Below are 25,938 nucleotides of genomic sequence, written 5' to 3' on the forward strand. Positions count from 1 at the left end.
GGCCGAGCATGACGAATGGATAGGCCTTGCCCCGCAGCTTCGACACGCCCCTTCCGATCGATGCCGTGCTCGACGATCTCTCGCGCACGCTGGAGGCGCACAACGCGGCCGTGCTGGTGGCCCCTCCCGGCGCCGGCAAGACCACGCGCGTGCCGCTGGCGCTCCTCGATGCGCCCTGGGCCAAGGGCAAGAAGATCATCGTGCTGGAGCCGCGCCGCATCGCCGCGCGCGCCAGCGCCGATCGCATGGCCAAATCGCTTGGGGAGCGCGCTGGAGACACCGTCGGCTATCGCGTCCGCTTCGGCTCCAAGATCTCGCGCGCCACGCGCATTGAAGTGGTGACAGAGGGGATCTTCACCCGCCAGATCCTCGACGATCCCGAGCTTTCGGGCGTCGCCGCCATCCTGTTCGACGAATTCCACGAGCGCTCGCTCGATGCCGACATGGGTCTGGCACTGGCACGTGACGCGCAAACCGGCCTGCGCGAAGACTTACGCATCCTCGTGATGTCGGCGACGCTCGACGGCGCGCGCGTGGCAAGACTGCTCGGCGAGGCGCCCGTCGTCGAAAGCGAGGGCCGCGCCTTTCCGGTCGAGACGCGTTATCTCGGCCGCAAGGCCGATGCGCCGGTGGAGCGGCAGATGGCCGATGCGATCGCATCCGCGCTTCGCGCCGACAGCGGCTCGGTGCTGGCGTTTCTGCCGGGCGCCGCCGAGATACGCCGTACCCAGAATTTTCTGACCGAGCGCGTGCAGGATGCCTCCATCGAGATCGTGCCGCTGTTCGGCGCGCTCGATGCCGCCGTGCAGGACCGCGCCATCGCCCCGGCGCCAAAGGGCACGCGCAAGGTGGTTCTGGCGACCTCGATCGCCGAGACCTCGCTCACCATCGAAGGCGTGCGCATCGTGGTCGATTCCGGTCTCGCCCGTGTGCCGCGTTATGAGCCCGACATCGGGCTGACCCGGCTCGAGACCGTGCGCGCCGCGCGCGCGGCGGTGGACCAGCGCCGCGGCCGCGCCGGGCGCACCGAGCCTGGCGTCTGCTATCGGCTCTGGGACGAGCCGCAGACCGCTTCGCTTGCGCCTTACACCCAGCCGGAAATCCTCAGCGCCGACCTGTCGTCGCTGGTGCTCGATCTCGCGCAATGGGGCGTCACTGACCCCGCAGCGCTGTCGTTTCTCGATCCGCCGCCGCAGCCGGCCTGGAAGGAAGCAAAAAGCCTACTCTCCGAACTCAACGCGCTCGATGGCGACGGCCGCATCACCGCGGAGGGCAAGAGCCTGCGCGCGCTGGCGCTGCCGCCGCGGCTGGCGCGCATGATCGTGGATTCGCATCGTGCCGGCGAGGGCGAGGCCGCCGCCGAGATTGCGGCCATCATCACCGAGCGCGGGCTTGGCGGTGACAGCGTCGATCTCGAGCACCGCCGCGACCAGTTCCGCCGCGATCGCTCGCCGCGTGCGTCGAGCGCGCGCGATCTGGCGCGACGCTGGGCTTCGCAGGTGGCGGCATCCGAGAAGGCGGGGCCGCAGGAGGATCTCTCGACCGGCCTGATGCTCGCCTATGCCTTCCCGGACCGCGTCGCGCGCAACCGTGGCAATGGCAGCTTCGTGCTCGCCAACGGCCGCGGCGCGTCCGTCGAGCAGGCCTCCTCGCTCGCCCGCGCGCCTTACATCGCGATCGGCGAGATGACGGGAACGGCGGCGAGCGGACGCATCCTGCTCGCCGCGCAGATCACGCAGGACGAGATCGAGCGGCATTTCGCCGAACATATCGAGAGCGCCGACGAGATCTCGTTCGATCGCGGTGCGATGGCGCTGCGGGCGCGGCGCAAGCGCGTGCTGCACGCCATCACGCTCTCCGAGGCGACACTTGCCGTGTCGCCCTCGGAGGACACCGCGCGCGTCTTCGCAGATGGGCTGATCGCAGCCGGCCTCGACCGGCTGCCCTGGTCGAAGGCCGCAAAACAATGGCGCGACCGCGTGATGTTCCTGCGCAAGGCCGAGGGCGACAGCTGGCCCGATCTGTCGGACGACGGGTTGATCGCACGCCGCGACGACTGGCTGGTGCCTGCGCTCTACGACAAGATCGCGCTCAAGGACGTCTCCGCCGGCGATCTCTCCGATGCGCTGATGGCGCTGCTGCCGTGGGAGATGCGCGCGCGGCTCGACCGCGAGGCGCCGACGCATTTCGAGGCGCCGACCGGAAGCGTGCTCGCGATCGATTACGAGGCCGAGCAGGGGCCGACCATCGCGGTGCGGCTCCAGGAATTGTTCGGTCTCAACACCCATCCCTCGATCGCCGCCGGCAAGGTGCCGCTGGTGCTGGAATTGCTGTCGCCGGCCCAGCGCCCGGTGCAGGTGACGCGCGATCTCCCCGGCTTCTGGCGCGGCAGCTACGCGGCCGTCCGCTCCGACCTGCGCGGCCGCTATCCGCGCCATCCCTGGCCGGACGATCCGGCCAATGCGCTGCCAACCCGGCGGGCGAAGCCGCGGGGCACGTGACAAGTCGCGATCGACATTAACCGTCCGCTCATCCTTTTCGTCAAAATGGCAATGGCCCAGCCGTAGCTTCACTCGCGGAAGGGTGCGCCGCGTGGTGAAATCGAGCTTTCGGCTCGGAAGTGGTTTGATGCGTAACATAGTGATCTTCGCGGCCGTGATGATCGGCCTCGGCACCTTCATGGCTGAGATGGCGGACAAGATGAGCTCCGCATCCGCGACCTCGGTGCCGCGCACGACGGTGGCCGTCGCCTCCACCGCGCCGGCCGGCAGCCGCAGCCTGGCCATTTCCCGCGATGGCCGCGGTCATTTCCAGGCCGAGGGCCGGATCGACGGGCAGCGCATCGGCTTCATGGTCGATACCGGCGCGTCCGTCGTTGCGCTGAACGAGACCTCGGCCGCACGGTTTGGCCTGCGTCCCTCGCGCAGCGAGTACACGGCGACCGTCTCCACCGCCAACGGCACCATCAAGGCGGCGCGCACCCGCATCGCCATGCTCGATGTCGGCGGCCTCGTCGTGCGCGACGTCGACGCCATGGTGCTGCCGGACGAAGCGCTGTCGGAGAACCTGCTCGGCCTCTCCTTCCTGTCTCGCCTCAAGCGCTTCGAATACGCCAACGGCCAGATGGTGCTCGAGCAGTAGGCGTTAATCCGCGCGATCGCGCGGCCGTCCTTTTCAAGTAGATATCTTTGCTTTCACCGCCCTCGCGGTAACGTTTCTTCGTTACCAAACTGCCGCAATTATCGGCCATAAGCCTTCATTCCCGCCTTTCGTTGCGGCCCGGCATTCGCTAAGGCTGCATCAAATCCTGCCCCCCTTTTCACGAGATCGTCTCAATGTTCCCGAAGCCGAAATCCGTATTGTTGCCCAACACCTATGCCTTCGAATCCGAGCCGATGGTGAAGCCGACGGGCTTTCGCGAATACGACGCGCGCTGGTTGTTCCAGAAGGAAATCAACCTGATGGGTGTGCAGGCGCTCGGCATGGGGCTGGGCGCGCTGATCGCCGAGCTCGGCGTCAAGCAAGAAATCGTCACCGGCCACGATTTCCGCGGCTATTCCGCCTCGATCAAATACGCGCTGATCTCCGGCCTGATGGCGGCGGGATGCAAGGTGCACGACATCGGGCTCGCGGTGACGCCGATGGCCTATTTCGCGCAGTTCGATCTCGACGTGCCCTGCGTCGCCATGGTCACGGCCTCGCACAACGACAATGGCTGGACCGGCGTGAAGATGGGCGCCAACCGCCCGCTGACCTTCGGCCCCGATGAGATGACGCGGCTGAAAGAGATCGTTCTGAACGCGGAGTTCAAGAACAAGGTCGGCGGCTCCTATCAATTCCACGAGAATTATCCGGCGCGCTACATCTCCGACCTCACCTCTCGTCCGAAGCTGACGCGCAAGCTCAAGGTGGTCGCCGCCTGCGGCAACGGCACCGCCGGCGCGTTCGCGCCGCAGGTGCTGGAGGCGATCGGCTGTGAGGTGATTCCGCTCGACACCGAGCTCGACCACACCTTCCCGAAATACAATCCGAACCCCGAGGACATGGAGATGCTGCACGCGATCCGCGATGCGGTGCTGCATCACAAGGCCGACGTCGGCCTCGGTTTCGACGGCGACGGCGATCGCTGCGGCGTCGTCGACAACACCGGCGAGGAGATCTTTGCCGACAAGGTCGGCGTGATGCTGGCGCGCGACATGTCGGCGATCCACAAGGATGCGCATTTCGTCGTCGACGTGAAGTCGACCGGCCTGTTCGTCACCGATCCCGTGCTGCAAAAGCAGGGCGCCAAGACCGCCTATTGGAAGACCGGACATTCCTACATGAAGCGCCGCACCAACGAGACGGGCGCGCTGGCGGGCTTCGAGAAGTCCGGCCACTTCTTCTTCAACAAGCCCTATGGCCGCGGCTATGACGACGGCCTGGTCTCGGCGATCGCGATCTGCGACATGCTCGACCGCGCTCCGGGCAAGTCGATGGCCGACCTGAAGAACGCGCTGCCAAAGACCTGGTCGTCGCCGACCATGTCGCCGCACTGCGCCGACGAAACCAAATACGGCGTCATCGACGCCGTGGTGAAGCACTTCGAAGGCTTGCAGGCGAAGGGCGCGAAGATTGGCGACCAGGCGATCCGTGATCTCGTCACCGTCAACGGCGTACGCGTCACGGTCGAGGACGGCAGCTGGGGCCTGGTCCGCGCCTCCTCCAACAAGCCCGAGCTCGTCGTCGTGGTCGAGAGCCCGGTCTCCGAACAGCGCATGCACGACATGTTCGAGATGGTGAACAGCGTGCTGCGCACGCATCCGGAAGTCGGCGAGTATAACCAGACGATTTGATTGATGACTGCCTGCCGCGACGGCGGTGCACTCCCTCGCCCCGTTCTTACGGGGAGAGGGTTGGGGTGAGGGGCCTCTCTTCGCACGTGAGATCGTCGCGAGATCTGTACCCCCTCACCCGGATTGCATCTGCCGATGCAATCCGACCTCTCCCCGCAGGCGGGGAGAGGTGAAAGCTAAGCTGCCACCACCGCCGGGATCGGCAGTGCGGTGACCGACTTGATCTTCTCCATCGCGAAGCGCGAGGTGACGTTCTTCAGCGGCACGGCGCTGATCAGCTTCTTGTAGAACACGTCATAGGCCTGCATGTCCGCGACCACGACGCGCAGCATGTAGTCGACGTCGCCGGCCATGCGGTAGAATTCCATCACCTCGGGCATGGCGCTGACAGCTTCGGCGAACCGCTTCAGCCAGGCGTCGGAATGGTCGGAGCTTTCGACCGAGACGAACACGGAGATGCCGAGTCCGATCTTGTTCTGGTCGACGAGAGCCACGCGCTTGATGATCACGCCATCGGCCTCCAGCCGCTGGATGCGCTTCCAGCAGGGGGTGGAGGACAGGCCGACGCGGTCGCCGATCTCGGCGACGGAGAGGGAGGCATCTTCCTGGAGCACCATCAGAATCTTGCGGTCGATGGCATCGAGGCGGCGGCTGGTCTCGGGGATCTGGACGGCAAGGTCGGTCATTTGAAGAACTTTGTTCCATTTCAGGGGCTGATTTCCCTGATATAGAGAAAATCATTCCCCATCAAGCCCATAATCTCGGCGCCACAATGGAATGTCTCTAGGGATTGTTTCGCAAAAGCTCTTCAATTTCAACGCGTTGCGGCGCAGCCAGACCGCCGCCATGGCGGGTGCATTTCAGCGCTGCGGCCGCCGCGGCGAATCGCAGCGCCTCCCGCACGTCCTCGCCCTCGGCGAGCCGAAGCGTGAAGGCGCCATGGAAGACGTCGCCGGCGCCGAGCGTATCGACCGCCTGAACCGGGAACGCCCGGATCTCTTCCAGCTTGCCGCTCTCGTTCAGCCAGATCGTGCCGCGCGGGCCGCGGGTGGCGGCAAGGAAGGCCGGCGTCAGCCCGGCCAAGCGCTTCAAGGCTTCGCCGTCGTCGGCGATGCCCGCGGTCTCCTGCACCTGTTCGCTGGCGAACAGCAGATGCGAGGCCGTCGTGAGCAGGCCGTCCTGCAAAGCCATCGCGCGGTCGACGCCGACGATGACGGGAATGCCGCGCCGGCGCGCTTCGGTGCAGAGAGAGATCGCGAACGCGCCGCAGCGGCTTTCGACGAGGACCGCGCCGCAATCGGCGAGCAATTCGTCAGCATCGGGCAGATTCACGCGCCACAGGCCGGGATCGCGATAGATGGTGAGCGTCCGCTCGCCGGAGGCCTCGATCATGATGGCCGAGACCGGCGTGGTCACATCAGGCATGCGCACGATGTGCGTGGTGTCGATGCCCTCCTGCACCATCCGTTCGAGAATGAAGCCGCTCGACGTCTCCCGCGCATCGCCCATCGGTCCCGCGAACGTGACGCGGCCGCCGAGCCGAGCGATGGCGATCGCCGCATTGAGCGCGTTGCCGCCGCAGATCTCCGCAAGATGACTCGCGTTCGCCTTGCTGCCGCGTTCGGGCATGGCCGCGACACGAAAGGTGAGGTCGCGCACGGGAATGCCGATGCAGACGATGCGCGGCGCGATCCCGGCCATCGGTGGCCTCAGCTCAAGCGCCGCTCTCGTCGTGCACCCAGCGGCCGAGCAGATGATGGGCGATGGCGAAGGGATGCGGGCCGGCGAGCCCGTCGGGATGGGTCCGCGTCAGCATCTGCGCCGCCTCCTCGCGCGTGAACCAGCGCGCATCCTCCAGCTCGGTGTGATCGACCACGACGTCCTCGTTCAGCGCCCGCGCGCTGCAGCCGATCATCAGCGACGACGGATAGGGCCAGGGCTGGGTCATGTAATAGTTCACGTCGGTGCAGCGGATCCCGGACTCTTCGAGGATCTCGCGGCGCACCGCGTCCTCGATGGTCTCGGCGGCCTCGACGAAGCCTGCGAGGCAGGAATACATGCCCGGCGGAAAATGCTTCTGGCGGCCGAGCAGGCATTTGTCGCCGGAGGCGACCAGCATGATCACGACCGGATCGGTGCGCGGAAAGTGCTCTGCCTTGCAGGCCGGGCAGTCGCGCTTCCAGCCGCCTTCCTTCATCGCGGTGCGTGTGCCGCAATTGGCGCAATAACCGTGGCGCTGATGCCAGCCCACCATCGACTTCGCCATCGCGATCGCCGACAGCTCCTGCGGGGGCACCGCGCCCTGCATCGCCATGCCGCGCAACTCGGTCACGGTGTAGTCGCCGCCGCCGACCAGCTTCTCGGCGGCCGCCTGCGACAGGCCCATGCCGAACACCGCCGCGCCATCACGAAGCCCGAGGAACACCGTGCCGGGATTGGCGCCGCATTTCAGCGCCTCGTCGATCGAGAGCAGCGCGCGTACCTGCTCGCCCTCGCGCTTCACCAGGAGCGAGTCGCGATAGACCACATAGGCGCGCGATGACTGCTTCTGCTCCATCGCGAACAGCTTTTCGTCCTCGCGGCGCAGATGCGCGGCGCGGTCGAGGACGTTGGTGACGAAGGCCGGTTGCCCCAGCGGAAACGCGTCGAATGCTGACATTGCTATTCCTTCAACCCAACCAGATCTTGCAGCGAAGCGCGCTGATGAAATTCTGAACCTCAGTGGCGTCATGCGCCAGCGGCGGCATCACGCCCCACACCGGCCGCGGCCAGGCCGCGTCGCTGGTTCGGCGCGCGATGATGTGAACATGAAGCTGCGGCACGAGATTGCCGAGCGCGGCGACGTTGAGCTTGTCGCATTTGGTGATCTCCTTAAGCGCGCGCGAGACGCGGGAGATCTCGGTCATCAGCTGCGCCTGCTGCACCTCGTCGAGATCGATGATCTCGACCGCATCCGGCCGCCGCGGCACCAGCAGCAGCCACGGATAATGCGCGTCCTTGATGACCAGCACTTTCGACAGCGGCAGATCGCCGATGTCGATGGTGTCCTCTTTCAGGCGGGAATGCAGCGACCAGGCGGGTTCGGGCATAGATGTTTCCGGATGGCCCGATGGGGGCGGGCGCGTTGGGGCGAACAATACGATAGGGAGTCTGATTGGGGAAGCATGGGGACCGCATACGCGCTCGTCGTCCTGGACAAGCGAAGCGCAGATCCAGGACCCATTACCCCAGGGAGTAGTTGGGCGAAGACTCGTGGTGACCAGCTTCGCGCCACAACTGCTCCCTGGGGTAATGGGTCCTGGCTTTCGCCAGGACGACGGCGGGAGTGTGGCTTCACCTCCGGAGCGAAACTACCCCTCCCCAATCACCCGCGCATTGGCGCGGACCGAGGCTTCGCTAACGCGGATGCCGAGGCCGGGACCATCGGGCACGACAACGTGACCCGCGCGGTTCGCAACACGCTCCTCCAGCACGTCCTCGGTGAGCACATGATGCGGCATGTAGAATTCGCAGCCGAGCGAGATGCCCGGCGTGGCCGCGATCAGCTGCGTGCCGGCGGCGAGGCCAATGCCGCCCTCCCAGAGCGTGCCGCCATAACCGGGCAGGCCGGCGATATCAGCAATCGCCATGATCGCCTGCGCCTCGAACAGGCCACCGGCCTTCATCAGCTTGATCGAGACCGCGTCGGCCGCCTCGCGGCGCACCACCTCCATCATGTCGCGGCGATCGAAGCAGCTTTCGTCGGCGAGCACGGGTGTCTCCAGCGCCGCCGTGAGCTGCGCCATCACGTCGAGGAACTTGCGCGGCACCGGCTGCTCGATGAAGGTCGGCGCGAACTCTTCGACGTCGCGCAAAATCTTGATGGCGCCGAACGGCGCCAAGGCCTGGTTGTAGTCGACGCGCAGATCGACCTTGTCGCCGAACTCCTTGCGGATCGCTTCGAGATGCTCGAGGTCCTCGCGATGCGGCTTCACGCCGGTCTTGACCTTGTAGATGACGTTGCCGTCCGGAACCATCTTGCGCATGCGGTCGAGATCGGCGGCGAAATCGGGATCGGCGATCGAGAAGGAGAGGGGGATGGTGTCGCGCACACGGCCGCCGAGGAGGTCGGCGACCGAAAGCCCGGACGACCTGCCGACGATGTCAAGCAGCGCCATCTCGATCGCGACTTTTGCTTCAGCGTGGCCGACGAGCGCGCGGTCGAGCTCCGCCATCAGCGCGCGAATGCGGCGCACCGGCTTGCCGAGCACGATGGGACGCAAATAGATGTCGAGTGCGGAGAATGCGGCCTCCGGCGTCCCCGTAAAGACCTCCCACGGCGCCGCCTCGCCCCAGCCGATCATGCCGTCGCTCGATGTCAGCTCGAGCAGCACGCGCTTGACGGTGCCCTTGACGTTGCCGACGCCTTGCAGGCGCGCCATCTTGATCGGGCTCTCGATCAGGAACAGCCTGAGGCGTTCGATGGTCGCTTCGGTCATGTCAGGCCTCCATTGACGTGCCAGATCTGGCCGGTGACGTAGGACGCCTTCGGCGATGCCAGGAAGGTGATGATCTCGGCGACCTCCTCCGGCCGCCCGCGGCGGCGCATCGGGATCAGCGCTTCGGTCGCCGCGATCTGCTCCGGCGACAGCCGGCTCTCGCTCGGCTTGTCCTTGATGATGAGGCCCGGCGCCACCGCATTGACGGTGATGCTATTCTTGGCGAGCTCGACCGCGGTCAGCCGCACCAGCGTTTCCAGCGCGGAACGGCTCGCCGCCGTCGCCGCGAAGGGCGCGAAGTCGGGCCGGATCGCGTGTGCCACGAAGGACGACACGGCGACGATCCGGCCATCGCGTCCGGCGCGCAGCAGCGGCAGGGCGGCCTCGACCATTCGCGTGAAGGCAAGCGCGGATTCGTCCATCGCCTGCCGGAACTGATCCGCCGACGTACCAATCGCGCTGCCGCGGCGGGCGTGGCCGCCGACCAGGATCAATCCGTCGAGCCGGCCGAAGGCGGCTTTCGCCGCGGCGATGGCGTCGGCGGCCGCGGTCTCCTCGGCAAGATCGCCAAGGCAATTTGTCACCACGGCGCCTTTCGCTGCGGCGTCCGCTGCGGTGGCGTCGAGACCTTCTGCGTTCGCGCGCGTGTGGAGCAGCAGCCCGACGCCGGGCGCGGCGAGCAGTCTTGCGGTGGCCCGGCCGATGCCACTGGCGGCACCGGTGACGAGATAGACGCGTTCGATATCAGGCATCACGGTGCTGGTGTGGCCGGCGGGAGCGCGCCGGTGCGATGGAAATGGCTGAGGAAGGCGCGCGTTGCGGCCTCCTTAGGACTGTCGATGACCTGCCGCGCCGGGCCTTCCTCGACCACGACACCGTCGCGCATGAAGATGAGACGGTCGGCGACCTCGCGGGCAAAAGCGATCTCATGGGTCACGATGACCATGGTCATGCCCTCGGAGGCCAGCCGCTGTATCACGTTCAAGACCTCGCCGACGAGCTCCGGATCGAGCGCCGAGGTCGCCTCGTCGAACAGCATGACATCAGGCTCCATCGCGAGCGCACGCGCGATCGCGACGCGCTGCTTCTGCCCGCCGGACAGCGTCGCCGGATATTGGTCGGCCTTCTCCGCCAGCCCCACCTTGGCAAGCTGCGCGCGCGCGAGTTTCTCCGCATCCGCCTTCGCCATGCGCCGCACCGTGACCGGTCCTTCCATGACGTTTTGGAGCGTCGTCATGTGCGGGAACAGATTGAAGTGCTGGAACACCATGCCGGTGGTGGCGCGGAATCTGGCCAGCGACTTCACATCGGGCAGCTTCGAACCGTCGCCGAACGAAAAGCGGGTGTCGCCGACGCGGACACTGCCGCCGTCGGGCACGACAAGGAGATTGATGCAGCGGAGCAGCGTCGACTTGCCCGAGCCTGACGGCCCGATCAGCGCCACGACACCGCCCTTGGCGACGTCGAGATTGATGTTCTTGAGGACCTCGTTGCTGCCAAAGCTCTTGCGCAGCCCATGGATCTCGATCTTCGAGGTGTTGTTGGACGTCTCGCTCATTCGCTGACCGCCATTCGTTTCTCGCCGCGGCGGACGAGGATGGTGAGCGGAATCAGGATCGCCGCATAGGCGACCGCGACGGCGGTGTAGGTCTCCAGCGGCCGGTAGCTGTCATGGGCGGCGACCTGGCTCTGGTAGACGAGGTCGGGCACCGCCAGCACCGAGACCAGCGAGGTATTCTTGAACTGGATGATCGACTGGTTCATCAGCGCCGGGATCATGCGCTTGATCGCCTGCGGCAGCACGATGCGGCGCATGGTCTGGCCAGGGGTCATGCCGAGCGCGGCGCCGGCTTCGGACTGGCCGCGGTCGATCGAGACGATGCCGCCGCGGATGATCTCCGAATAGAACGAGCCGCCATAGAGCGAGAGCGCGAGCGCCGAGGCCGTGATCGGCGTCATCTCGACGCCGGCGAGGATCGGCAGCGCGTAATAGAACCAGATCAGCTGCACCAGGATCGGCGTGCAGCGGAACGCCTCGATGAAGGCGAGTGCTGCGAGGCGCAGCGCCCGAAAGCGCGACAGGCTGCCGAACGCGCCAAGCAGGCCGAACAGCAGCCCGCACACCACGATGACCACGGTGAAGCCGACGGTGACGCCGAGCCCGTTGAGAAAGAGCCAGCGATAGCTCCAGAGAATGCCGAAGTCCCACTGATACATGCGTGCTTTCTTGCTTCACCTCTCCCGCTTGCGGGAGAGGTCGTATCGCATCGAAGATGCGATACGGGTGAGGGCTCTTTCCTCTCGGGAAGTCTCTTCAGCGGAGACACCCTCACCCCGACCCTCTCCCGCAAGCGGGAGAGGGAGTGGAGCGGCGCGCGCGGATCGAGACTGCCCCACGTTTACGATACTTTACAACGAAACGCCGGGCGGAATGTCCGCCTCCGTCACGCCCACCAGCTCCATGTTGGTGATGATCGCGTTGCGGATGAAGCCGAGGCCCTTGTTGAAGTCGATCCAGGTATTGACGTAGTCGCGCCAGGTCTTGTCGGCCTCGCGGCGGAAGCCGGCATTCGACGTGGTGGCGAAGATCGGCGTCGGCACCACGAGCTGGCCGAGCGAGGGGTTCTTCTTCAGCACGGTCAGCGACAGCATGGTGATCAGGCACTGGGCGTCGACGCGGCCGGTCTGCAGCGCGGCGGTGGCGTCGTCGGCGGTCTTCAGCCGCGTGATCTGCGCCTTCGGCGTCAGGCGGCTGACGACCTGGTCGTGCGAGGAGCCCTGGTCGACCGCGATCTTGATGTCGGGCGAGTTCAGCTCGGCCCAGCTCTTCGGCTTGAAATCCTTCTTGCAGAGGATGGCGAAGGCGTTGTTGAAGACCGGCACCGAGAAGTCGACCACCAGCGCGCGCTTCGGGGTCGGGTTGAGGCCAAAGAAGATGTCGATCTTGTTGGCCTGCAGATCGAGCACCGAATTGCCCCAAGTGGTCTCGGTGATATCGAGCTCGGCCTCCATGTCGTCGGCAAGCCCCTTGGCGATATCGATGTAAAAGCCCTTCCACTGGCCGGAGGCGAGGTCCTTCATGTAGTAGGGCGCGCCGCCGCCGACCGCGCCGATCCGCATCTTCTTGGTGCGGCGGATGCGGGCGAAGGTCGATTCGTTCGGATCGGCCGTCTGCGCCACCGCCGGAGCGGCCAGCGCGGCCGCGGTCACCGCGCCAAGTCCGACACCAAGTCCGACAATCGATGCAACATCACGACGTGTAACCATTTTGAGGAATCGCTTTTCTGGTTGGATGAAGGTGTGATGGCTCTCGCGCGAAAAATTCACCCCTCAATCGGCGTCAGCCGGCTGAAAAATGCTCCGGATGGAATTCTCGCGCACCCTTTGTTTTGGTTCAGGCAGGATTTCATAGAAAGGCGCTGGCGGGCGGGCCCTGTCAAGACTGGATTGCCTCAGGGATGTGCGCGGCCTCGAAGATAGACATGGCGCCTATCGGCCATGATGCTTTCAGAGGCGCGTAAGCGCGTCCGCGTGTTGCGGCAGGCGCGTCGCCGGACGAGGCTCGGAGGGCGGCGACGCGCGGCATTTTCGCGAATAAATTGAGAATATCCAGTGGCTCGCTTTAAGAATGCGGGCGCTTGTCCGAGGGAAGCGGCTGACGCCGGCGCGTCAGGCGAACAGCACCCTGTCGGTGCCGTTCGCCGAAGACGGCGAGAGGTTGGTATGGATCGACTGATCCTATTCGGCGGCCTCGGTGCGAACAGTCACGAGCCGCGCCAGTGCGTCGCGGACGCCTGCACCGTAGGCGGGATCGGCCTTGGTGCAGTTGGCGATGTGCCGCTCCTGGATCGGCACGGCCGCCGCCCCGACGGCACGCGCCGTGTTGTCGAACAAGACTTGCCGCTGGGCAGCGTTCATCTTGCGGAAGAGGTCGCCGGGTTGCCGGTAGTGATCGTCGTCGATGCGGTGATCCCAGTGCGCGGCGGCGCCGTCGATCTCGAGCGGCGGTTCGTTGAGGTCGGGCTGGTCCGTCCACTCGCCGCGGCTGTTCGGGAAATAGGTCGGCGTGCGCCCGAGATTGCCGTCGGTTCGCATCGCGCCATCGCGATGGTAGCTGTGATACGGGCATTTCGGCGCGTTGACCGGGATCAGATGATGGTTGACGCCGAGGCGATAGCGCGCCGCGTCACCATAGGAGAACAGCCGTGCCTGCAGCATCTTGTCGGGTGAGAAACCGATGCCGGGGACGACATGGGCCGGCGAGAAGGAGGCCTGCTCGACTTCGGCGAAGACGTTTTCCGGGTTGCGGTTCAGCTCGAAATAGCCGACCTCGATAAGCGGGAAGTCCGCCTTCGGCCAGATCTTGGTCAGGTCGAACGGGTTGAAGGCGAACGCTTTGGCCTGATCGTCGGTCATGACCTGCACGAACATCGTCCAGCGCGGGAAATCGCCGCGTTCGATGCTCTCGAACAGGTCGCGCTGGTGAGTCTCGCGGTCCTTGCCGATGAGGGCTTCAGCCTCGGCGTCCGTCAGGTTTTCGATGCCCTGCTGGGTCCGGAAGTGAAACTTCACCCAGGTGCGCTCATTGGCGGCGTTGATGAAGCTGTAGGTGTGGCTGCCGAACCCGTGCATGTGCCGGAAGCTCTTGGGAATGCCACGTTCGCTCATCACGATGGTGACCTGGTGCAGCGCCTCCGGCAACAGTGTCCAGAAGTCCCAATTGTTGTTGGCGCTGCGCATTCCGGTGCGGGGATCGCGCTTGATCGCATGATTGAGGTCGGGAAAGCGTAAGGGATCGCGGAAGAAGAACACGGGCGTATTGTTGCCCACCATGTCCCAATTGCCTTCCTCGGTGTAGAACTTCAGTGCAAAGCCGCGAATGTCGCGTTCGGCGTCGGCTGCGCCGTGCTCGCCGGCCACCGTCGAGAAGCGCGCGAACATCGGCGTCACCTTGCCGATCTCCGAGAAGATCTTCGCCTTGGTGTAGCCTGAGATGTCATGGGTGACCGTGAAGGTTCCGAAGGCGCCGGATCCCTTGGCGTGCATGCGCCGCTCGGGAATCACCTCGCGATCGAAATGGGCGAGCTTCTCGATCAGCCAGACGTCCTGCAGCAATGCGGGGCCGCGGCGGCCGGCGGTCATGATGTTGAGATTGTCGCTGACGGGGGCTCCCGTGGCGTGCGTGAGATGGGGGCGTTTGTCGCTCATGGCGTAAGTCCTGGTCGATGATTGAGGTGGCTATCGGCGCCGCGCGGTCAGCCGTGCCAATGGGAATTGCGGATGACGCTGCAGAAATTGCCGCGATGGAAATGCGGTTCCTTGTCGGCGATGACATCGGCCTTGACGTTGCCGAACGTCGTGTCCGGCCGATGCTTGATGCCGTCATAGAAGGCCTGGATGATGTCTTCCTTGAAATGCGGCGTGCGCGGAAACGCCTTCACGACCGCTTCGCGCTCCGTGTCGGAATATTCTTCGTAGCTCAGTCCGAGAACATCCATCTCGACGCCCGCGGTCACCAGCGCGACGACCGGGTGCATGTGCTGAGGGATGCCCGGCGTCGTGTGCAGGGCGATCGCGGTCCAGACCGTGTAGGCGTCCGCCTCGGATATTCCGTGGCTGCGCAGGAAGTCGCGCGCGGCATGCGCGCCGTCGACCTCGAACCGCTCGTGCTTGCTGCCGTGGCCCGGCATCAGGCCGATGTCGTGAAACATGGCGCCGGCGTAGAGCAGTTCGCGGTCGAATGTCAGCCCGCGGCGAACTCCGGCCATCGTGCCGAACTGGTAGACGCGGCTGGAATGATTGAAGAGCAGGTCGGTTTCGGTATCGCGGATATATTCGGTGATGGCGCGAGCGAGCTTGCTGTCGGGAATGACAGCGGCCTTGGTGATGTCTGACATGGTCAGCTCCTTGAAATTTAGGTCGCTTGCATAGTAGTTCCGGGCTAGATTGTCTTGAATCGACGTAATACGTCTAAAACGGACAAATCCGGATCGAGGCGGCCATGGGCGCGAAGCCGAAACCGAGGACAGTTGTGATCGTGGCGCTGCCGGGCGTGCAGCTGCTCGACGTTGCCGGACCGCTCGACGTGTTTGCCGAGGCCAACGTGCAGGCCGGCTATTCCGCCTATGCCTTGTTCGTGGCGGGTGCGGAGCCGGGGCCGATCCGCAGCTCCTCGGGCGTCCGGCTGATGCCCGACCGGATCGTCGACCGCGACTTCCAGGAACCGATCGACACCCTGCTGGTCGCGGGATGCCCGAACGCAGCGGAAGTCCCGGCGGATGGAGGTGTCGTCGACTGGCTGCGGCGGCGGGCTTCGCGGACCCGCAGGTTCGGCTCGGTGTGCAGCGGGGCGTTCTTCCTTGCCGCCGCCGGTCTGCTCGATGGCAGGCGGGTCACGACGCATTGGGCGGTCGCGGACATGCTGGCCAGGAAATTCCCGTCGGTCACGGTGGACAAGGATGCCATCTACGTCACCGACGGCAAGCTCCGCACGGCCGCCGGCGTCACCGCCGGGCTGGATCTGGCACTGGCGCTGGTTGAGGAAGATCTCGGGCGCGATACGGCCATGAAGGTCGCAAGCCAGCTCGTGATGTTCTTCAAGCGTCCGGGCGGGCAGATGCAGTTCTCCCGCAAGGGCGAGGTCGTTCCCGCCGGCCGCGCCGCGCTGCAGGAGCTGCAGCGCTGGGTCGCCGCCAACCCCTCGTTCGATCACAGCGTTGCAAACCTCGCGGAGCGCATGGAGATCAGCCCGAGGCACTTTGCCCGGCTGTTCCGTGCCGAGGTCGGGGTCACGCCTGCGACCTGGGTCGAAGAAGCCCGGGTCAATGCGGCAAGGAGGCTGCTCGAGTTCGGCAACGAGCCACCGAAGCAGGTGGCGCTGCATTGTGGGTTCGCCGATGCCGATACGCTGCGCCGCGCCTTCCATCGTCACGTCGGCGTGACGCCCGCCGAATACCGCAAGCGGTTTGCGCGAATCACGGAGGTTCCAGACCGCCGACGCTGAGGTCCGAGCGGGCTGGCGGGCCACCCGCCGGGTGTCCGGGACCTCAGGATACCCGCTTGCTTTCCGTTCCCTTTGGCCCCAAATAGGGACCGGGAGATTGGCGGTGGACGAGCCACTCGCCAACCGGGTCAGGTCCGGAAGGAAGCAGCCCTAACGAGGTCCGGATCGGGTCGCTCGTCAGTCTCCTACCTGTTTTTCCGAGCGAATTGCGCCGGCGGGTCTCCCGCCAGCGCGCTCCTTTCCGCAAAAGCCGGCCGAGAGAGATTTCATTGCGGATCGACCGATGACCGACGCCGGCGCCCCTCCCAATCCCGACAGCGCCAGCCAGGCTGGCTTCGCGCTCGGCGCCGAGCCGGGAACGCCCTATCGGGTGCTGGCGCGCAAATACCGCCCTTCCTCTTTCGACGATCTGATCGGCCAGGAGGCCGTCGTCCGCACCGTCTCCAATGCGTTCGAGACCGGGCGCATCCCGCAGGCCTGGATCCTCACCGGCGTCCGCGGGGTCGGCAAGACCACCACTGCGCGCATCCTGGCCCGTGCGCTCAACTACGAGATGCCGGACGGCTCGGTGAAGGGTCCGACCATCCACATGCCGACACTCGGCGTGCATTGCCAGGCGATCATGGAAAGCCGGCACATGGACGTGCTGGAGATGGATGCGGCCTCGCATACCGGCGTCGACGACGTCCGCCAGATCAATGACAGCGTGCGCTATGCCCCCGCCAGCGCGCGCTACAAAGTCTACATCATCGACGAAGTCCACATGCTGTCGACGGCGGCGTTCAACGCCTTCCTGAAGACGCTGGAGGAGCCGCCGGAGCACGCCAAGTTCGTGTTCGCGACCACCGAGATCCGCAAGGTTCCGGTGACGGTGCTGTCGCGCTGCCAGCGCTTCGACCTGCGCCGCGTCGAGGCCGACGTGCTGATGAAGCACCTCGCCAACATCGCCGCGAAGGAAAGCGTCGAGATCGAGCCGGAGGCGCTCGGCATCATCGCGCGCGCCGCGGAGGGCTCGGTGCGCGACTCTCTGTCGCTGCTCGACCAGGCGATCGCGCATGCGGCAGGCCAGGTGAAGGCCGATGCGGTCAGGCAGATGCTGGGGCTCGCCGACCGCACCCGCGTCATCGACCTCTTCGATTCGCTGGTGCGCGGCGACATCGCTGCCGCCTTCAGGGAGTTCCGCGACCAGTACGACGTCGGCGCCGATCCCATCGTCGTGCTCTCGGACCTCGCCGAGTTCGTCAATTTCGTCACGCGCGTGAAGATCGTGCCGGCGACCGCCGACAATGTCGCCTATGGCGAGACCGAGCGGGTTCGCGCACGGGACTTCGCGTCCAAGATTTCCATGCGCGTGCTGTCGCGGATGTGGCAGATGCTGCTCAAGGGCATCACCGAAGTGCAGGCCGCGACTCGTCCCGCTGCGGCGGCCGAAATGGTGCTGGTGCGCATCGCCTATGTCGCCGACCTTCCGACGCCGGACGAAGCGATCAGGATGCTGGAGCAGAACGGCGGCGGCTCGCCGGTCGCAAGCGGCGGCAGTGCCGCGCGCAGTGTGCCGGGTGCGCCGGTTGCTTCTGCTGCGCCCGTTGCTTCCGCAGCGCCAGTTCGCATGCCGACATCATCGCCGTCTTCGTTCGGTGGCGGCGCGCGGCCGCAGATGGCCGCCCCCGCGCCAGCCCCGCAAGGCGCCGCGCCCCAGCTACGCATCACGAGCTTCACCCAGCTCGTCGCGCTCGCGGGCCAGAGGCGCGATCTCATGACCAAGGCCGCGCTCGAAGGCGACATGCGCCTCGTCCGTTTCGAGGAGGGCCGGCTCGAAGTCGCGCTCGAGCCCAACGCCTCCAAGACCATGATCTCCGAGCTCGCGAAGAAGTTCGAGCTGTGGACCGGCCGCCGCTGGACCGTGATCGTATCGAACGAACAGGGCCAGCCGACGCTGCGTTCGGTGAACCATGCGGCGAAGCAGGAACATGCGCGCACCGCCGAGGCCGATCCGCGCGTGCAGGAGGTGCTGTCGCGTTTCCCCGGCGCCAAGGTCGTCGAGGTCCGCAGGCTTGCCCCCGAGACGCCGGAAACCAATATTAATGGCGACTATGGCAGTGACGATCCGCCCGACGGTTCCGACGGCGACGACGATCTCTAGAGCATGATCCGGAAAAGTGCGAAGCGGTTTTCCGATGAGATCATGCGCAAACAAAATGCTAGGGCGCGATGATGGTTCATGGCGTCCTAGCCATTCTATCCAAGGACACGCAACCCATGGCTGATTTTCTCGGCATGATGAAGCAGGCGGCGCAGCTGCAATCCAAGATGCAGGAGATGCAGGACGCGCTCGGCAATGTGGAGGTCGAGGGCATCGCCGGCGGCGGCCTCGTCGCCGTGCGCATGACCGCGAAGATGGACGTCAAAGGCATCAAGATCGATCCCTCGCTGATGAAGGCGGAGGAGCGTGAGGTGCTCGAGGACCTGCTCGTCACCGCACTCGGTGACGCCCGGCGCAAGGCGGAAGCGGCGATGCAGGAGAAGATGCAGTCGCTCACGGGCGGGCTCGGCCTGCCGCCGGGGCTGTTCGGCCAGTAATATGGGCGCCGTTGCAGGTCCTGAGATCGAGCGGCTGGTCCAGCTTCTCGCGCGGCTGCCGGGCCTCGGTCCGCGTTCGGCGCGACGCGCGGCGCTGCATCTGATCAAGAAGCGCGAAGCGCTGATGATGCCGCTATCTTCGGCGCTCCAGGTCGCGCTCGACAAGGTCGAGGTCTGCAAGACCTGCGGCAACATCGACACGCAAAATCCCTGCACCGTCTGCACCGATCCGAAGCGCGATCCGTCCATCATCGTCGTCGTCGCCGACGTCGCCGACCTCTGGGCGTTGGAGCGGGCCAATGCCACCCAGGGGCGTTATCATGTGCTGGGCGCGACATTGTCGCCGCTCGACGGCGTCGGCCCGCAGGACCTCACCATCGACGCGCTGGTGGCGCGCGCGCATGATGCGCAGGTGCACGAGATCATCCTGGCGCTCAATGCGACGGTGGACGGCCAGACCACGGCACATTACATCACTGACCTGCTTCAGGACGCCAATGTGAAAGTGACGCGGCTTGCCCATGGGGTTCCCGTCGGCGGCGAGCTTGATTATCTCGATGAAGGTACGCTATCGGCTGCGATGCGGCAGCGCACCCTGTTCTAGCCATCCAGACTTTACGGAACGGACGACATGACGAAACTTTTCGCCACACGCTTGGCTTTGGTCGCGACCATGCTGCTGCTGCTGGGGACACCGGCCATCTCCGCGCAGCAGGGCGACGAGACGCCGCCGCCGTCCAAGCCCGGCAAGCCGATCAACACCGGCGACGTGCTGTCGGGCGAGTTGAACGCGATGAAGGTGCGCGACGTCAAGAACGGCAAGCGCGTCGCGACCTACCAGATCACGTCCGAGCCGCGCCGCCTGCCGCCGCCGAACGGGCTGTGCAATCTCGAGACCGGCCCCGAAACCTTCCAGCTCGTCACCTCCAGCGACGCGCAGGCCACGCAGCTGAAATCGTTCGTCGGCAAGGAGATCTCGGTCAAGGTCGACGAGATCGCCTGCGCCAGCGATGCCGGCCAGATGAGCGAGGCCGTGATCACCAAGTGGAGCTTGATCAAGAAGCAGTAGGGGGCGACGCTCTCTCGGCCGTCATTGCGAGCGAAGCGAAGCAATCCAGACTGTCGCCGCGGAAACAATCTGGATTGCTTCGTCGCAAGAGCTCCTCGCAATGACGAAGGAGAGAGCGTCGACTAAACCCGCACCGGCCCCAGCGCCTCGAAGTGCCCGCGCTTCTGCAACCAGGCCAGCAGCATCAGGCTCGGGATCGCCACCAGCACACATATCACGAAGAACAGCGCCCAGCCGGTCGTATCTGCCACGAAGCCCGCACCCGACGAGAGATATGTCCGCCCCACCGCCGCAAGCGCGGTGAGCAGCGCGTATTGCGTCGCCGTGTGCAGCGGATTCTGGCACAGGGCGGAGAGATAGGCGACGAAGATCACGGTGCCGATGGCGCTGGTGAAGTTCTCGGCCGTGATGGCGAAGGCGAGCGCCCATTGGCTGGTGCCGACGAACGCCAGCCACGAGAACGACAGGTTGGCGAGAGCCTGCACCACGCCGCCGATCCAGAGGCTGGTCGCGAGCGGATAGCGCCGAGCGACGAAGCCACCGGCAAATCCGCCGATCAGCGTCGCGGCGAGGCCGACGCCCTTCACGATCGCCGCATAGTCGTTGCGGGAGAAGCCGAGGTCGATCACGAACGGCGCCGTCATCGTGCCGGAGAAAGCATCGGTGAACTTGAACAGCACCACGAAGGCAAGCGCCGCCAGCGCATCCTTGCGCGACAGGAATTCCGAGAAGGCGCCGATCGCCGCATGCAGCACGCGCGTGAACGCGGTCTCGGTTTGCGTCGCGGCTTCCGCCCGCACCGATTGCTCGGGCTCGGTTGCGACGAGTGCCGTGATCGTCCCGATCAGCACCATCGCCGCCATCACGACATAGCCCCACATCCACGCCGATTGGCGCGCAATGCCGGTGTCCTCGAAACCCGAGACGATGAACAGCGCGCCCGCGGTCGAGACCAGCATGCCGATGCGATAGGCCGCGACGTAAGCCGCCATGCCGGCGGCCTGCTCGCTCTCGGGCAGGCTCTCGACGCGGAAGGCATCGACCACGATGTCCTGGGTCGAGGACGTCGTGGCGACCAGGAGCGCGCCGAGCGCGACATAGAACGGCGAGCGCGCGGGGTCGGTAAGGGCCAGCAGCAGGATCGCGATGATCAGCAACAGCTGGGAGAACAACAGCCAGCCGCGCCGCCGCCCGAAGGCGCGGGTGAACAGCGGCACATGCATCGCATCCACCAGCGGCGCCCACAGGAATTTCAGCGTGTAGGGCGTACCCACCAGCGCAAACAGTCCGATGGTCTTGAGGTCGACCCCGGCCTCCCGCATCCACACCAGCAGCGTCGAGCCCGACAGCGCCAGCGGCAGCCCGGAAGAGAAGCCGAGGAACAGCACGATCAGCACCCGCGGTTGCAGGTAAACGGCAAGGCTGTCGCGCCAGGAGGGCGCAGGAGAGGAAGTCGCGGCGGAGGAGGTCGCGTCGGGTGCGGTCATGGGGAGGTGTTAGCAGATTCTGGCCGTGATGCCTCGTCTCCCTCTCCCCGTTCTTACGGGGAGAGGGTGGGGTGAGGGGCCTCTCTCCACACGGGAGGTGGTCGTGAGACTTGTGCCCCCTCACCCGGATCGCAAGAGCGATCCGACCTCTCCCCGCAAGCGGGGAGAGGTAAGCAAGTCACTCCCCCGCCTGGAGCTTCCTTGGGAACAGCTCCGGCGCTGCAGTCGCCACCAGCCGTGGGGCTTCCGCCGCATCGCTCTTGCTGAAATCGAGCTCCTCGATCCGCCCCGCGCGCTTCTCGATCTTGTCGGCGGAGATCAGGATCTGGCGGACGTCCTCGTTCGCGTCGGCAAAGTGCTTCTGCAATTTCAACACGCGGTCGCGCAGGCGGCCGAGGTCGTCGCCGAGCTTGATCACTTCAGTCTGGATCTGGTCGGCGGCATCGCGCATGCGCGCGTCCTTCATGATCTGCTGCATCACCTGGATCGCGAGCATCAGCAGCGAGGGCGACACCAGCACGACGCGCGCGCGATAGGCCTTCTGGATCACGTCGTCGAAACCGTCATGGATCTCGGCATAGACCGATTCCGACGGCACGAACATCAGCGCCATCTCCTGGGTCTCGCCGGTAACGAGATATTTTTCGGCGATGTCACTGACATGCTTCATCACGTCGCCGCGCAGCCGCTGGGTGGCCACGCGCCGCTCCTCGTCGGTGCGGGCGTCGTGCAGCGCGGTCATCGCTTCGAGTGGAAATTTCGCGTCGATGCAGAGCGGGCGCTGGTCGGGTAGGAACACGACGCAGTCCGGCCGTTTTCCAGTCGAGAGCGTGAACTGGAACTCGTACGAGCCTTTCGGTAGTCCGTCCTGGACGATCGCCTCCATCCGCGCCTGGCCGAAGGCGCCGCGCGACTGCTTGTTGGCGAGCACGTCGCGCAAGGTGGTGACCTGCGTGGTGAGGTCGGTGAGGTTCTTGTGCGCGCTGTCGATGATGCCGAGACGCTCGTGCAGCGCGCGCAGGCTCTCCATGGTGTTGCGGGTCGAGTGTTCCATGGACTGGCCGACGCGGTGCGTCACCGAATCCAGCCGCTCGTTGACCGCCCGCGCCATCTCGGCCTGGCGTCCCGCCAGCGCCTGGGTCATGGCATCGGCGCGGCCCGAGGCCTCGCTCTGGGCGTGCAGCACCTGGCTCAGCCGCTCCTCGAGCTCGTCGGCGCGGATGGCATTCGCCATCGCGAGTTCCGCGCCGCGCCGTCCCGATCGGGCGATGACGACGGCGATCACCACCAGCAGGATGAGGACGAGGGCGCCGAAGCCGATCAGCGCGTCGATGGTGCGCACCGGCCAGTCGCCAGCCATGAAGATGATCTCGTTCATGCCTGTCCTTCTAGCCGATTCGCCATGCCGCACGAACGAATAGCGAACATTTATGGTAAATGCCCCGTTAATTTTTATGGTTAACGAAACCCTAAGTTTTATGGTTAGCGAATGGTTAACGGGGTTCCCGGCCGCATTGACCGCATCCGGCGCGCGGCTTAAATCGCCGCCATGGCCCTACGAGAAATCATCATCCTGCCCGACAAGCAGCTGCGTCTGGTCTCCAAGCCGATCGAGAAGGTCACGCCGGAGATCCGCAAGCTTGCCGACGACATGTTCGAGACCATGTACGACGCGCCCGGCATTGGCCTCGCTGCGATCCAGATCGCGCAGCCGCTGCGGCTGATCACCATGGATCTCGCCAAACGCGACGAGGACGGCGAGACCAAGCCGCTTCCGCGCGTCTTCATCAACCCGGAGATCATCGCCTCGTCCGAGGAACTGTCGGTTTACGAGGAGGGCTGCCTGTCGATCCCCGAATATTACGAGGAGGTCGAGCGTCCCGCGAAGGTGCGCGTGCGCTTCACCGACCTCGACGGCAAGGTGCACGAGGAGGACGCCGAAGGCCTCTACGCCACCTGCATCCAGCACGAAATCGACCATCTCAACGGCGTCCTGTTCGTCGACTATCTGTCAAAACTCAAGCGCGACCGCGTGTTGAAGAAGTTCGAGAAGGCCGCCAAGCGCGCGGGCGAGTAGGGCCCGGCTCTCTCACGTCGTCATGGCCGGGCTTGACCCGGCCATCCACGCCTTGCTTGCTTTGTCGCCAAGACCGTGGATGCCCGGGACAAGCCCGGGCATGACGGAGAACCAGAACTCTCACCGAACGCAGCCACATGCCCCTCCGCCTGATCTTCATGGGCACGCCCGATTTCTCCGTGCCGACGCTGCTCGAACTGGTCGCGCACGGCCACGAGATCGTGGCCGTCTACACCCGCGCGCCGAAGCCGGGTGGGCGGCGCGGGCTGCAGTTGCAGCCGACCCCGGTCGAGGAAGCGGCGCGAAAACTCGGCGTTCCCGTGCTGACGCCGAAGACGTTGAAGACGCAGGACGCGCTCGACGAATTTCGCGCCTTCGATGCCGATGCCGCCGTCGTCGTCGCCTATGGCATGATCCTGCCGCAGGCGATCCTCGATGCGCCCAGGCTCGGTTGCTACAATCTGCATGCTTCGCTGTTGCCGCGCTGGCGCGGCGCCGCGCCGATCAACCGCGCCATCATGGCCGGTGATGCCGAGAGCGGCGTGATGGTGATGAAGATGGATGTCGGCCTCGACACCGGCGACGTCGCCGTGGCCGAACGTCTGGCGATCACTGACAGCATGACCGCGCTCGACCTGCACGACCGTCTCTCCCGGTTGGGTGCCGATCTCATGGTCCGCGCCATGGCCGCGCTCGATCGCGGCGGGCTCCAGCTCAGGAAGCAGGGCGAGGACGGCGTCACTTACGCGGCCAAGATCGACAAGGCCGAGGCGCGGATCGATTGGAGCAAGCCCGCGCGTGCGGTGCTGCGTCACGTCCACGGCCTGTCGCCGTTCCCCGGCGCCTGGGCGGAGCTTGCAAGCGTCAGCGAGAATGCGCGTGTGAAAATCCTGCGCTGCGAGCTGGCGAAGGGCACCGGCGCGCCGGGCGAGGTGCTCGACGATCTCCTCACCATCGCCTGCGGCGACGGCGCGATCCGCATCCTGGAGCTCCAGCGCGAAGGCAAAGCCAGGATGCAGGTTGCGGACTTCCTGCGCGGCGTGCCGCTGAAGGCGGGCGCGAGGTTCAACTAGCCAACTCGTCATGCACGGGCTTGACCCGCGTATCCATCTTCAAACAAAACTCTTTCCCAGGCGATGGATTGCCGGGGCAAGCCCGGCAATGACACCGGACAAAATCGGAAGCGATGCCCCGCTACAAGCTCACCATCGAATATGACGGCGCGCCCTTCTGCGGCTGGCAGGTGCAGGAGACGCTGCCCTCGGTGCAGGGCGCGCTGGAGACGGCCGTGAAGGCGATGACCGGCGCGGATGCGCGGGTGCATGGCGCCGGCCGCACCGACGCAGGCGTGCACGCGCTCGGCCAGGTCGCGCATGTCGACATCGGCAAGCAGTTTGCGCCGGACCGTTTTCGCGACGGGCTGAACGCGCATTTGCGGCCGCATCCGGTCGCGGTGCTCGAGGCCGAGATCGTCCCTGACACCTTCGAGGCGCGTTTCTCGGCCATCAAGCGCCATTACCGCTACCGCATCGTCAACACCCGCGCCAATCTCGCCCTCGACGTCGGCCACGCCTGGCGCGTGCCGCGCCGGCTCGATAGCGACGCGATGCATGCGGCGGCACAACGCCTGCTCGGCAAGCACGATTTCACGACGTTCCGCGATACCGAGTGCCAGGCCAAATCGCCGGAGAAGACGCTCGACCAGCTCGACGTCGTGCGCGACGGCCGCGAGATCACGATCCTCACCTCGGCGCGCTCGTTCCTGCACAGCCAGGTGCGCTCGATGGTGGGCTCGCTGGTCTGGGTCGGCGAGGGACGCTGGAGCGCCGACGATCTCTCCGCGGCACTCGCCGCGCGCAACCGCGCCGCCTGCGGTATCGTCGCCCCGCCGGAGGGGCTCTATCTGGTGAAGGTGAATTATTAGAAACTGATGCCGCTCCCTGGCGTCATGGCCGGGCTTGTCCCGGCCATCCACGTGCGCCAACATGCGATCATGCATGGTGGATGGGTCTACATCCTTGCGAGTGCGCCCAACGGCATTTTGTATGTCGGTGTGACGAGTGACATTATTCGCCGCATCTACGAGCATCGAAATGGGCTCGTGCCCGGCTTCACCAAGAAGTACGGCGTCAAGCTGCTCGTCTATTTCGAGCGCTATGAAGACATCCAAACCGCGATCCAGCGCGAGCACAACATCAAGCACTGGTCACGGACATGGAAGGTCAGGCTGATCCTCAGGGACAATCCCGAATGGAAGGATCTCTATGACACGATCGTCCAGTAAGACGTGCCGAGTTTTCGCCACATCGTCATGGCCGGGCTTGTCCCGGCCATCCACGATCTGCCAGACGCGCCGAAGAACGTGGATGCCCGGGACAAGCCCGGGCATGACGGCGGAGAATAAAGCGG

25 protein-coding genes and 1 other RNA gene are annotated in these 25,938 nt (G+C 65.5%); 13 read left to right on the top strand and 13 right to left on the bottom strand.

Features of this window, described 5'->3' with window-relative positions; all coding sequences use genetic code 11:
• Positions 1 to 26: 26 nt before the first annotated feature.
• The 3 genes from hrpB (at position 27) to NLM27_RS35885 (ending at position 4,835) form a co-directional block, all read left to right on the top strand.
• Positions 27 to 2,501, top strand: a complete 2,475-nt coding sequence (gene hrpB, locus NLM27_RS35875) for an ATP-dependent helicase HrpB (RefSeq protein ID WP_254147757.1) — start codon at positions 27 to 29, stop codon at positions 2,499 to 2,501.
• 127 nt (positions 2,502 to 2,628) lie between these two features.
• A complete protein-coding gene (locus tag NLM27_RS35880; RefSeq protein ID WP_254147758.1) occupies positions 2,629 to 3,141 on the top strand; it encodes a TIGR02281 family clan AA aspartic protease in 513 nt (170 codons plus the stop codon).
• Positions 3,142 to 3,335: 194 nt separating this feature from the next.
• The gene (locus NLM27_RS35885) at positions 3,336 to 4,835 is read left to right on the top strand and encodes a phosphomannomutase/phosphoglucomutase (RefSeq protein ID WP_254147759.1); all 1,500 of its coding nucleotides are present in this window, start codon (positions 3,336 to 3,338) and stop codon (positions 4,833 to 4,835) included.
• 176 nt (positions 4,836 to 5,011) lie between these two features.
• Here the strand turns inward: NLM27_RS35885 and NLM27_RS35890 are convergent, their stop codons facing one another.
• The 11 genes from NLM27_RS35890 to NLM27_RS35940 all read right to left on the bottom strand — a co-directional run bounded on the left by NLM27_RS35890 (position 5,012) and on the right by NLM27_RS35940 (position 15,210).
• On the bottom strand, positions 5,012 to 5,521 hold the full coding sequence (locus NLM27_RS35890; protein WP_008542650.1) for an Lrp/AsnC family transcriptional regulator: 510 nt from the start codon (positions 5,519 to 5,521) through the stop codon (positions 5,012 to 5,014).
• A 97-nt stretch (positions 5,522 to 5,618) separates the two neighbouring features.
• Entirely contained in the window at positions 5,619 to 6,536 is a 918-nt protein-coding gene (locus NLM27_RS35895) for a sugar kinase (protein WP_254147760.1), read from the bottom strand.
• Positions 6,537 to 6,549: 13 nt separating this feature from the next.
• Complete coding sequence (nudC, locus tag NLM27_RS35900; RefSeq protein WP_254147761.1) at positions 6,550 to 7,494, bottom strand: NAD(+) diphosphatase; 945 nt, start codon at positions 7,492 to 7,494, stop codon at positions 6,550 to 6,552.
• 10 nt (positions 7,495 to 7,504) lie between these two features.
• Positions 7,505 to 7,924 carry an HIT domain-containing protein gene (locus NLM27_RS35905; protein WP_254147762.1) on the bottom strand — a complete coding sequence of 140 codons (420 nt, stop codon included), beginning with the start codon at positions 7,922 to 7,924 and terminating at the stop codon, positions 7,505 to 7,507.
• 261 nt (positions 7,925 to 8,185) lie between these two features.
• Positions 8,186 to 9,313, bottom strand: coding sequence for a muconate cycloisomerase family protein (locus NLM27_RS35910; protein WP_254147763.1), 1,128 nt, complete (start codon positions 9,311 to 9,313; stop codon positions 8,186 to 8,188).
• On the bottom strand, positions 9,310 to 10,065 hold the full coding sequence (locus tag NLM27_RS35915; protein ID WP_254147764.1) for an SDR family NAD(P)-dependent oxidoreductase: 756 nt from the start codon (positions 10,063 to 10,065) through the stop codon (positions 9,310 to 9,312). Before NLM27_RS35915 ends, NLM27_RS35910 begins: the two co-directional genes overlap by 4 nt.
• Positions 10,065 to 10,871, bottom strand: a complete 807-nt coding sequence (locus NLM27_RS35920) for an amino acid ABC transporter ATP-binding protein (RefSeq protein WP_254147765.1) — start codon at positions 10,869 to 10,871, stop codon at positions 10,065 to 10,067. The genes NLM27_RS35915 and NLM27_RS35920 overlap by 1 nt, the downstream gene beginning before the upstream one ends.
• Positions 10,868 to 11,530 carry an amino acid ABC transporter permease gene (locus NLM27_RS35925; protein ID WP_254147766.1) on the bottom strand — a complete coding sequence of 221 codons (663 nt, stop codon included), beginning with the start codon at positions 11,528 to 11,530 and terminating at the stop codon, positions 10,868 to 10,870. The genes NLM27_RS35920 and NLM27_RS35925 overlap by 4 nt, the downstream gene beginning before the upstream one ends.
• 192 nt (positions 11,531 to 11,722) lie before the next feature.
• On the bottom strand, positions 11,723 to 12,580 hold the full coding sequence (locus NLM27_RS35930; protein ID WP_254147767.1) for a transporter substrate-binding domain-containing protein: 858 nt from the start codon (positions 12,578 to 12,580) through the stop codon (positions 11,723 to 11,725).
• Positions 12,581 to 13,051: 471 nt separating this feature from the next.
• On the bottom strand, positions 13,052 to 14,521 hold the full coding sequence (locus NLM27_RS35935) for a catalase (RefSeq protein ID WP_254147768.1): 1,470 nt from the start codon (positions 14,519 to 14,521) through the stop codon (positions 13,052 to 13,054).
• A gap of 47 nt (positions 14,522 to 14,568) precedes the next feature.
• On the bottom strand, positions 14,569 to 15,210 hold the full coding sequence (locus NLM27_RS35940) for an HD domain-containing protein (RefSeq protein ID WP_254147769.1): 642 nt from the start codon (positions 15,208 to 15,210) through the stop codon (positions 14,569 to 14,571).
• 104 nt (positions 15,211 to 15,314) lie between these two features.
• Between NLM27_RS35940 and NLM27_RS35945 the strand changes: the two genes are divergently transcribed.
• The 6 genes from NLM27_RS35945 to NLM27_RS35970 all read left to right on the top strand — a co-directional run bounded on the left by NLM27_RS35945 (position 15,315) and on the right by NLM27_RS35970 (position 19,965).
• The gene (locus NLM27_RS35945; protein WP_254147770.1) at positions 15,315 to 16,316 is read left to right on the top strand and encodes a GlxA family transcriptional regulator; all 1,002 of its coding nucleotides are present in this window, start codon (positions 15,315 to 15,317) and stop codon (positions 16,314 to 16,316) included.
• Positions 16,317 to 16,408: 92 nt separating this feature from the next.
• Positions 16,409 to 16,505: signal recognition particle sRNA small type (gene ffs / locus NLM27_RS35950), an RNA gene on the top strand.
• A gap of 94 nt (positions 16,506 to 16,599) precedes the next feature.
• Entirely contained in the window at positions 16,600 to 18,459 is a 1,860-nt protein-coding gene (locus NLM27_RS35955; protein WP_254147771.1) for a DNA polymerase III subunit gamma/tau, read from the top strand.
• 116 nt (positions 18,460 to 18,575) lie between these two features.
• Positions 18,576 to 18,896, top strand: a complete 321-nt coding sequence (locus NLM27_RS35960) for a YbaB/EbfC family nucleoid-associated protein (RefSeq protein WP_254147772.1) — start codon at positions 18,576 to 18,578, stop codon at positions 18,894 to 18,896.
• A 1-nt stretch (position 18,897) separates the two neighbouring features.
• On the top strand, positions 18,898 to 19,500 hold the full coding sequence (gene recR, locus NLM27_RS35965) for a recombination mediator RecR (protein ID WP_254147773.1): 603 nt from the start codon (positions 18,898 to 18,900) through the stop codon (positions 19,498 to 19,500).
• Between the two features lie 27 nt (positions 19,501 to 19,527).
• The gene (locus NLM27_RS35970) at positions 19,528 to 19,965 is read left to right on the top strand and encodes a hypothetical protein (protein WP_254147774.1); all 438 of its coding nucleotides are present in this window, start codon (positions 19,528 to 19,530) and stop codon (positions 19,963 to 19,965) included.
• Positions 19,966 to 20,087: 122 nt separating this feature from the next.
• Here NLM27_RS35970 and NLM27_RS35975 read toward each other — a convergent pair whose 3' ends face one another.
• Together NLM27_RS35975 and NLM27_RS35980 are read right to left on the bottom strand one after the other, a co-directional pair.
• Positions 20,088 to 21,452 carry an MFS transporter gene (locus tag NLM27_RS35975; protein WP_254147775.1) on the bottom strand — a complete coding sequence of 455 codons (1,365 nt, stop codon included), beginning with the start codon at positions 21,450 to 21,452 and terminating at the stop codon, positions 20,088 to 20,090.
• 178 nt (positions 21,453 to 21,630) lie between these two features.
• Positions 21,631 to 22,830, bottom strand: coding sequence for a DNA recombination protein RmuC (locus tag NLM27_RS35980; protein ID WP_254147776.1), 1,200 nt, complete (start codon positions 22,828 to 22,830; stop codon positions 21,631 to 21,633).
• Positions 22,831 to 23,001: 171 nt separating this feature from the next.
• Between NLM27_RS35980 and def the strand changes: the two genes are divergently transcribed.
• The 4 genes from def (at position 23,002) to NLM27_RS36000 (ending at position 25,813) form a co-directional block, all read left to right on the top strand.
• Entirely contained in the window at positions 23,002 to 23,529 is a 528-nt protein-coding gene (gene def / locus NLM27_RS35985; RefSeq protein ID WP_254147777.1) for a peptide deformylase, read from the top strand.
• A gap of 137 nt (positions 23,530 to 23,666) precedes the next feature.
• Positions 23,667 to 24,602 (top strand): methionyl-tRNA formyltransferase, encoded by a 936-nt coding sequence (gene fmt, locus NLM27_RS35990; RefSeq protein ID WP_254147778.1) that lies wholly within the window; start codon positions 23,667 to 23,669, stop codon positions 24,600 to 24,602.
• A gap of 113 nt (positions 24,603 to 24,715) precedes the next feature.
• The gene (gene truA / locus NLM27_RS35995) at positions 24,716 to 25,453 is read left to right on the top strand and encodes a tRNA pseudouridine(38-40) synthase TruA (RefSeq protein ID WP_254147779.1); all 738 of its coding nucleotides are present in this window, start codon (positions 24,716 to 24,718) and stop codon (positions 25,451 to 25,453) included.
• A gap of 24 nt (positions 25,454 to 25,477) precedes the next feature.
• Entirely contained in the window at positions 25,478 to 25,813 is a 336-nt protein-coding gene (locus NLM27_RS36000; RefSeq protein ID WP_254149013.1) for a GIY-YIG nuclease family protein, read from the top strand.
• Positions 25,814 to 25,938: the final 125 nt, after the last annotated feature.

Origin of the sequence: Bradyrhizobium sp. CCGB12 (genome assembly GCF_024199845.1) — a bacterium.
Lineage (GTDB): Bacteria > Pseudomonadota > Alphaproteobacteria > Rhizobiales > Xanthobacteraceae > Bradyrhizobium.

Coding starts and splice junctions, on each gene's coding strand:
- NLM27_RS35895 (WP_254147760.1), bottom strand. CDS start 6,536: ATGGCCGGGATCGCGCCGCGCATCGTCTGCATCGGCATTCCCGTGCGC.
- NLM27_RS35920 (WP_254147765.1), bottom strand. CDS start 10,871: ATGAGCGAGACGTCCAACAACACCTCGAAGATCGAGATCCATGGGCTG.
- NLM27_RS35915 (WP_254147764.1), bottom strand. CDS start 10,065: ATGCCTGATATCGAACGCGTCTATCTCGTCACCGGTGCCGCCAGTGGC.
- truA (WP_254147779.1), top strand. CDS start 24,716: ATGCCCCGCTACAAGCTCACCATCGAATATGACGGCGCGCCCTTCTGC.
- fmt (WP_254147778.1), top strand. CDS start 23,667: ATGCCCCTCCGCCTGATCTTCATGGGCACGCCCGATTTCTCCGTGCCG.
- NLM27_RS35890 (WP_008542650.1), bottom strand. CDS start 5,521: ATGACCGACCTTGCCGTCCAGATCCCCGAGACCAGCCGCCGCCTCGAT.
- NLM27_RS35960 (WP_254147772.1), top strand. CDS start 18,576: ATGGCTGATTTTCTCGGCATGATGAAGCAGGCGGCGCAGCTGCAATCC.
- NLM27_RS36000 (WP_254149013.1), top strand. CDS start 25,478: ATGGCCGGGCTTGTCCCGGCCATCCACGTGCGCCAACATGCGATCATG.
- NLM27_RS35980 (WP_254147776.1), bottom strand. CDS start 22,830: ATGAACGAGATCATCTTCATGGCTGGCGACTGGCCGGTGCGCACCATC.
- NLM27_RS35945 (WP_254147770.1), top strand. CDS start 15,315: ATGGGCGCGAAGCCGAAACCGAGGACAGTTGTGATCGTGGCGCTGCCG.
- NLM27_RS35905 (WP_254147762.1), bottom strand. CDS start 7,924: ATGCCCGAACCCGCCTGGTCGCTGCATTCCCGCCTGAAAGAGGACACC.
- recR (WP_254147773.1), top strand. CDS start 18,898: ATGGGCGCCGTTGCAGGTCCTGAGATCGAGCGGCTGGTCCAGCTTCTC.
- NLM27_RS35940 (WP_254147769.1), bottom strand. CDS start 15,210: ATGTCAGACATCACCAAGGCCGCTGTCATTCCCGACAGCAAGCTCGCT.
- NLM27_RS35975 (WP_254147775.1), bottom strand. CDS start 21,452: ATGACCGCACCCGACGCGACCTCCTCCGCCGCGACTTCCTCTCCTGCG.
- NLM27_RS35955 (WP_254147771.1), top strand. CDS start 16,600: ATGACCGACGCCGGCGCCCCTCCCAATCCCGACAGCGCCAGCCAGGCT.
- NLM27_RS35935 (WP_254147768.1), bottom strand. CDS start 14,521: ATGAGCGACAAACGCCCCCATCTCACGCACGCCACGGGAGCCCCCGTC.
- NLM27_RS35970 (WP_254147774.1), top strand. CDS start 19,528: ATGACGAAACTTTTCGCCACACGCTTGGCTTTGGTCGCGACCATGCTG.
- NLM27_RS35910 (WP_254147763.1), bottom strand. CDS start 9,313: ATGACCGAAGCGACCATCGAACGCCTCAGGCTGTTCCTGATCGAGAGC.
- NLM27_RS35925 (WP_254147766.1), bottom strand. CDS start 11,530: ATGTATCAGTGGGACTTCGGCATTCTCTGGAGCTATCGCTGGCTCTTT.
- NLM27_RS35885 (WP_254147759.1), top strand. CDS start 3,336: ATGTTCCCGAAGCCGAAATCCGTATTGTTGCCCAACACCTATGCCTTC.
- def (WP_254147777.1), top strand. CDS start 23,002: ATGGCCCTACGAGAAATCATCATCCTGCCCGACAAGCAGCTGCGTCTG.
- NLM27_RS35880 (WP_254147758.1), top strand. CDS start 2,629: ATGCGTAACATAGTGATCTTCGCGGCCGTGATGATCGGCCTCGGCACC.
- nudC (WP_254147761.1), bottom strand. CDS start 7,494: ATGTCAGCATTCGACGCGTTTCCGCTGGGGCAACCGGCCTTCGTCACC.
- NLM27_RS35930 (WP_254147767.1), bottom strand. CDS start 12,580: ATGGTTACACGTCGTGATGTTGCATCGATTGTCGGACTTGGTGTCGGA.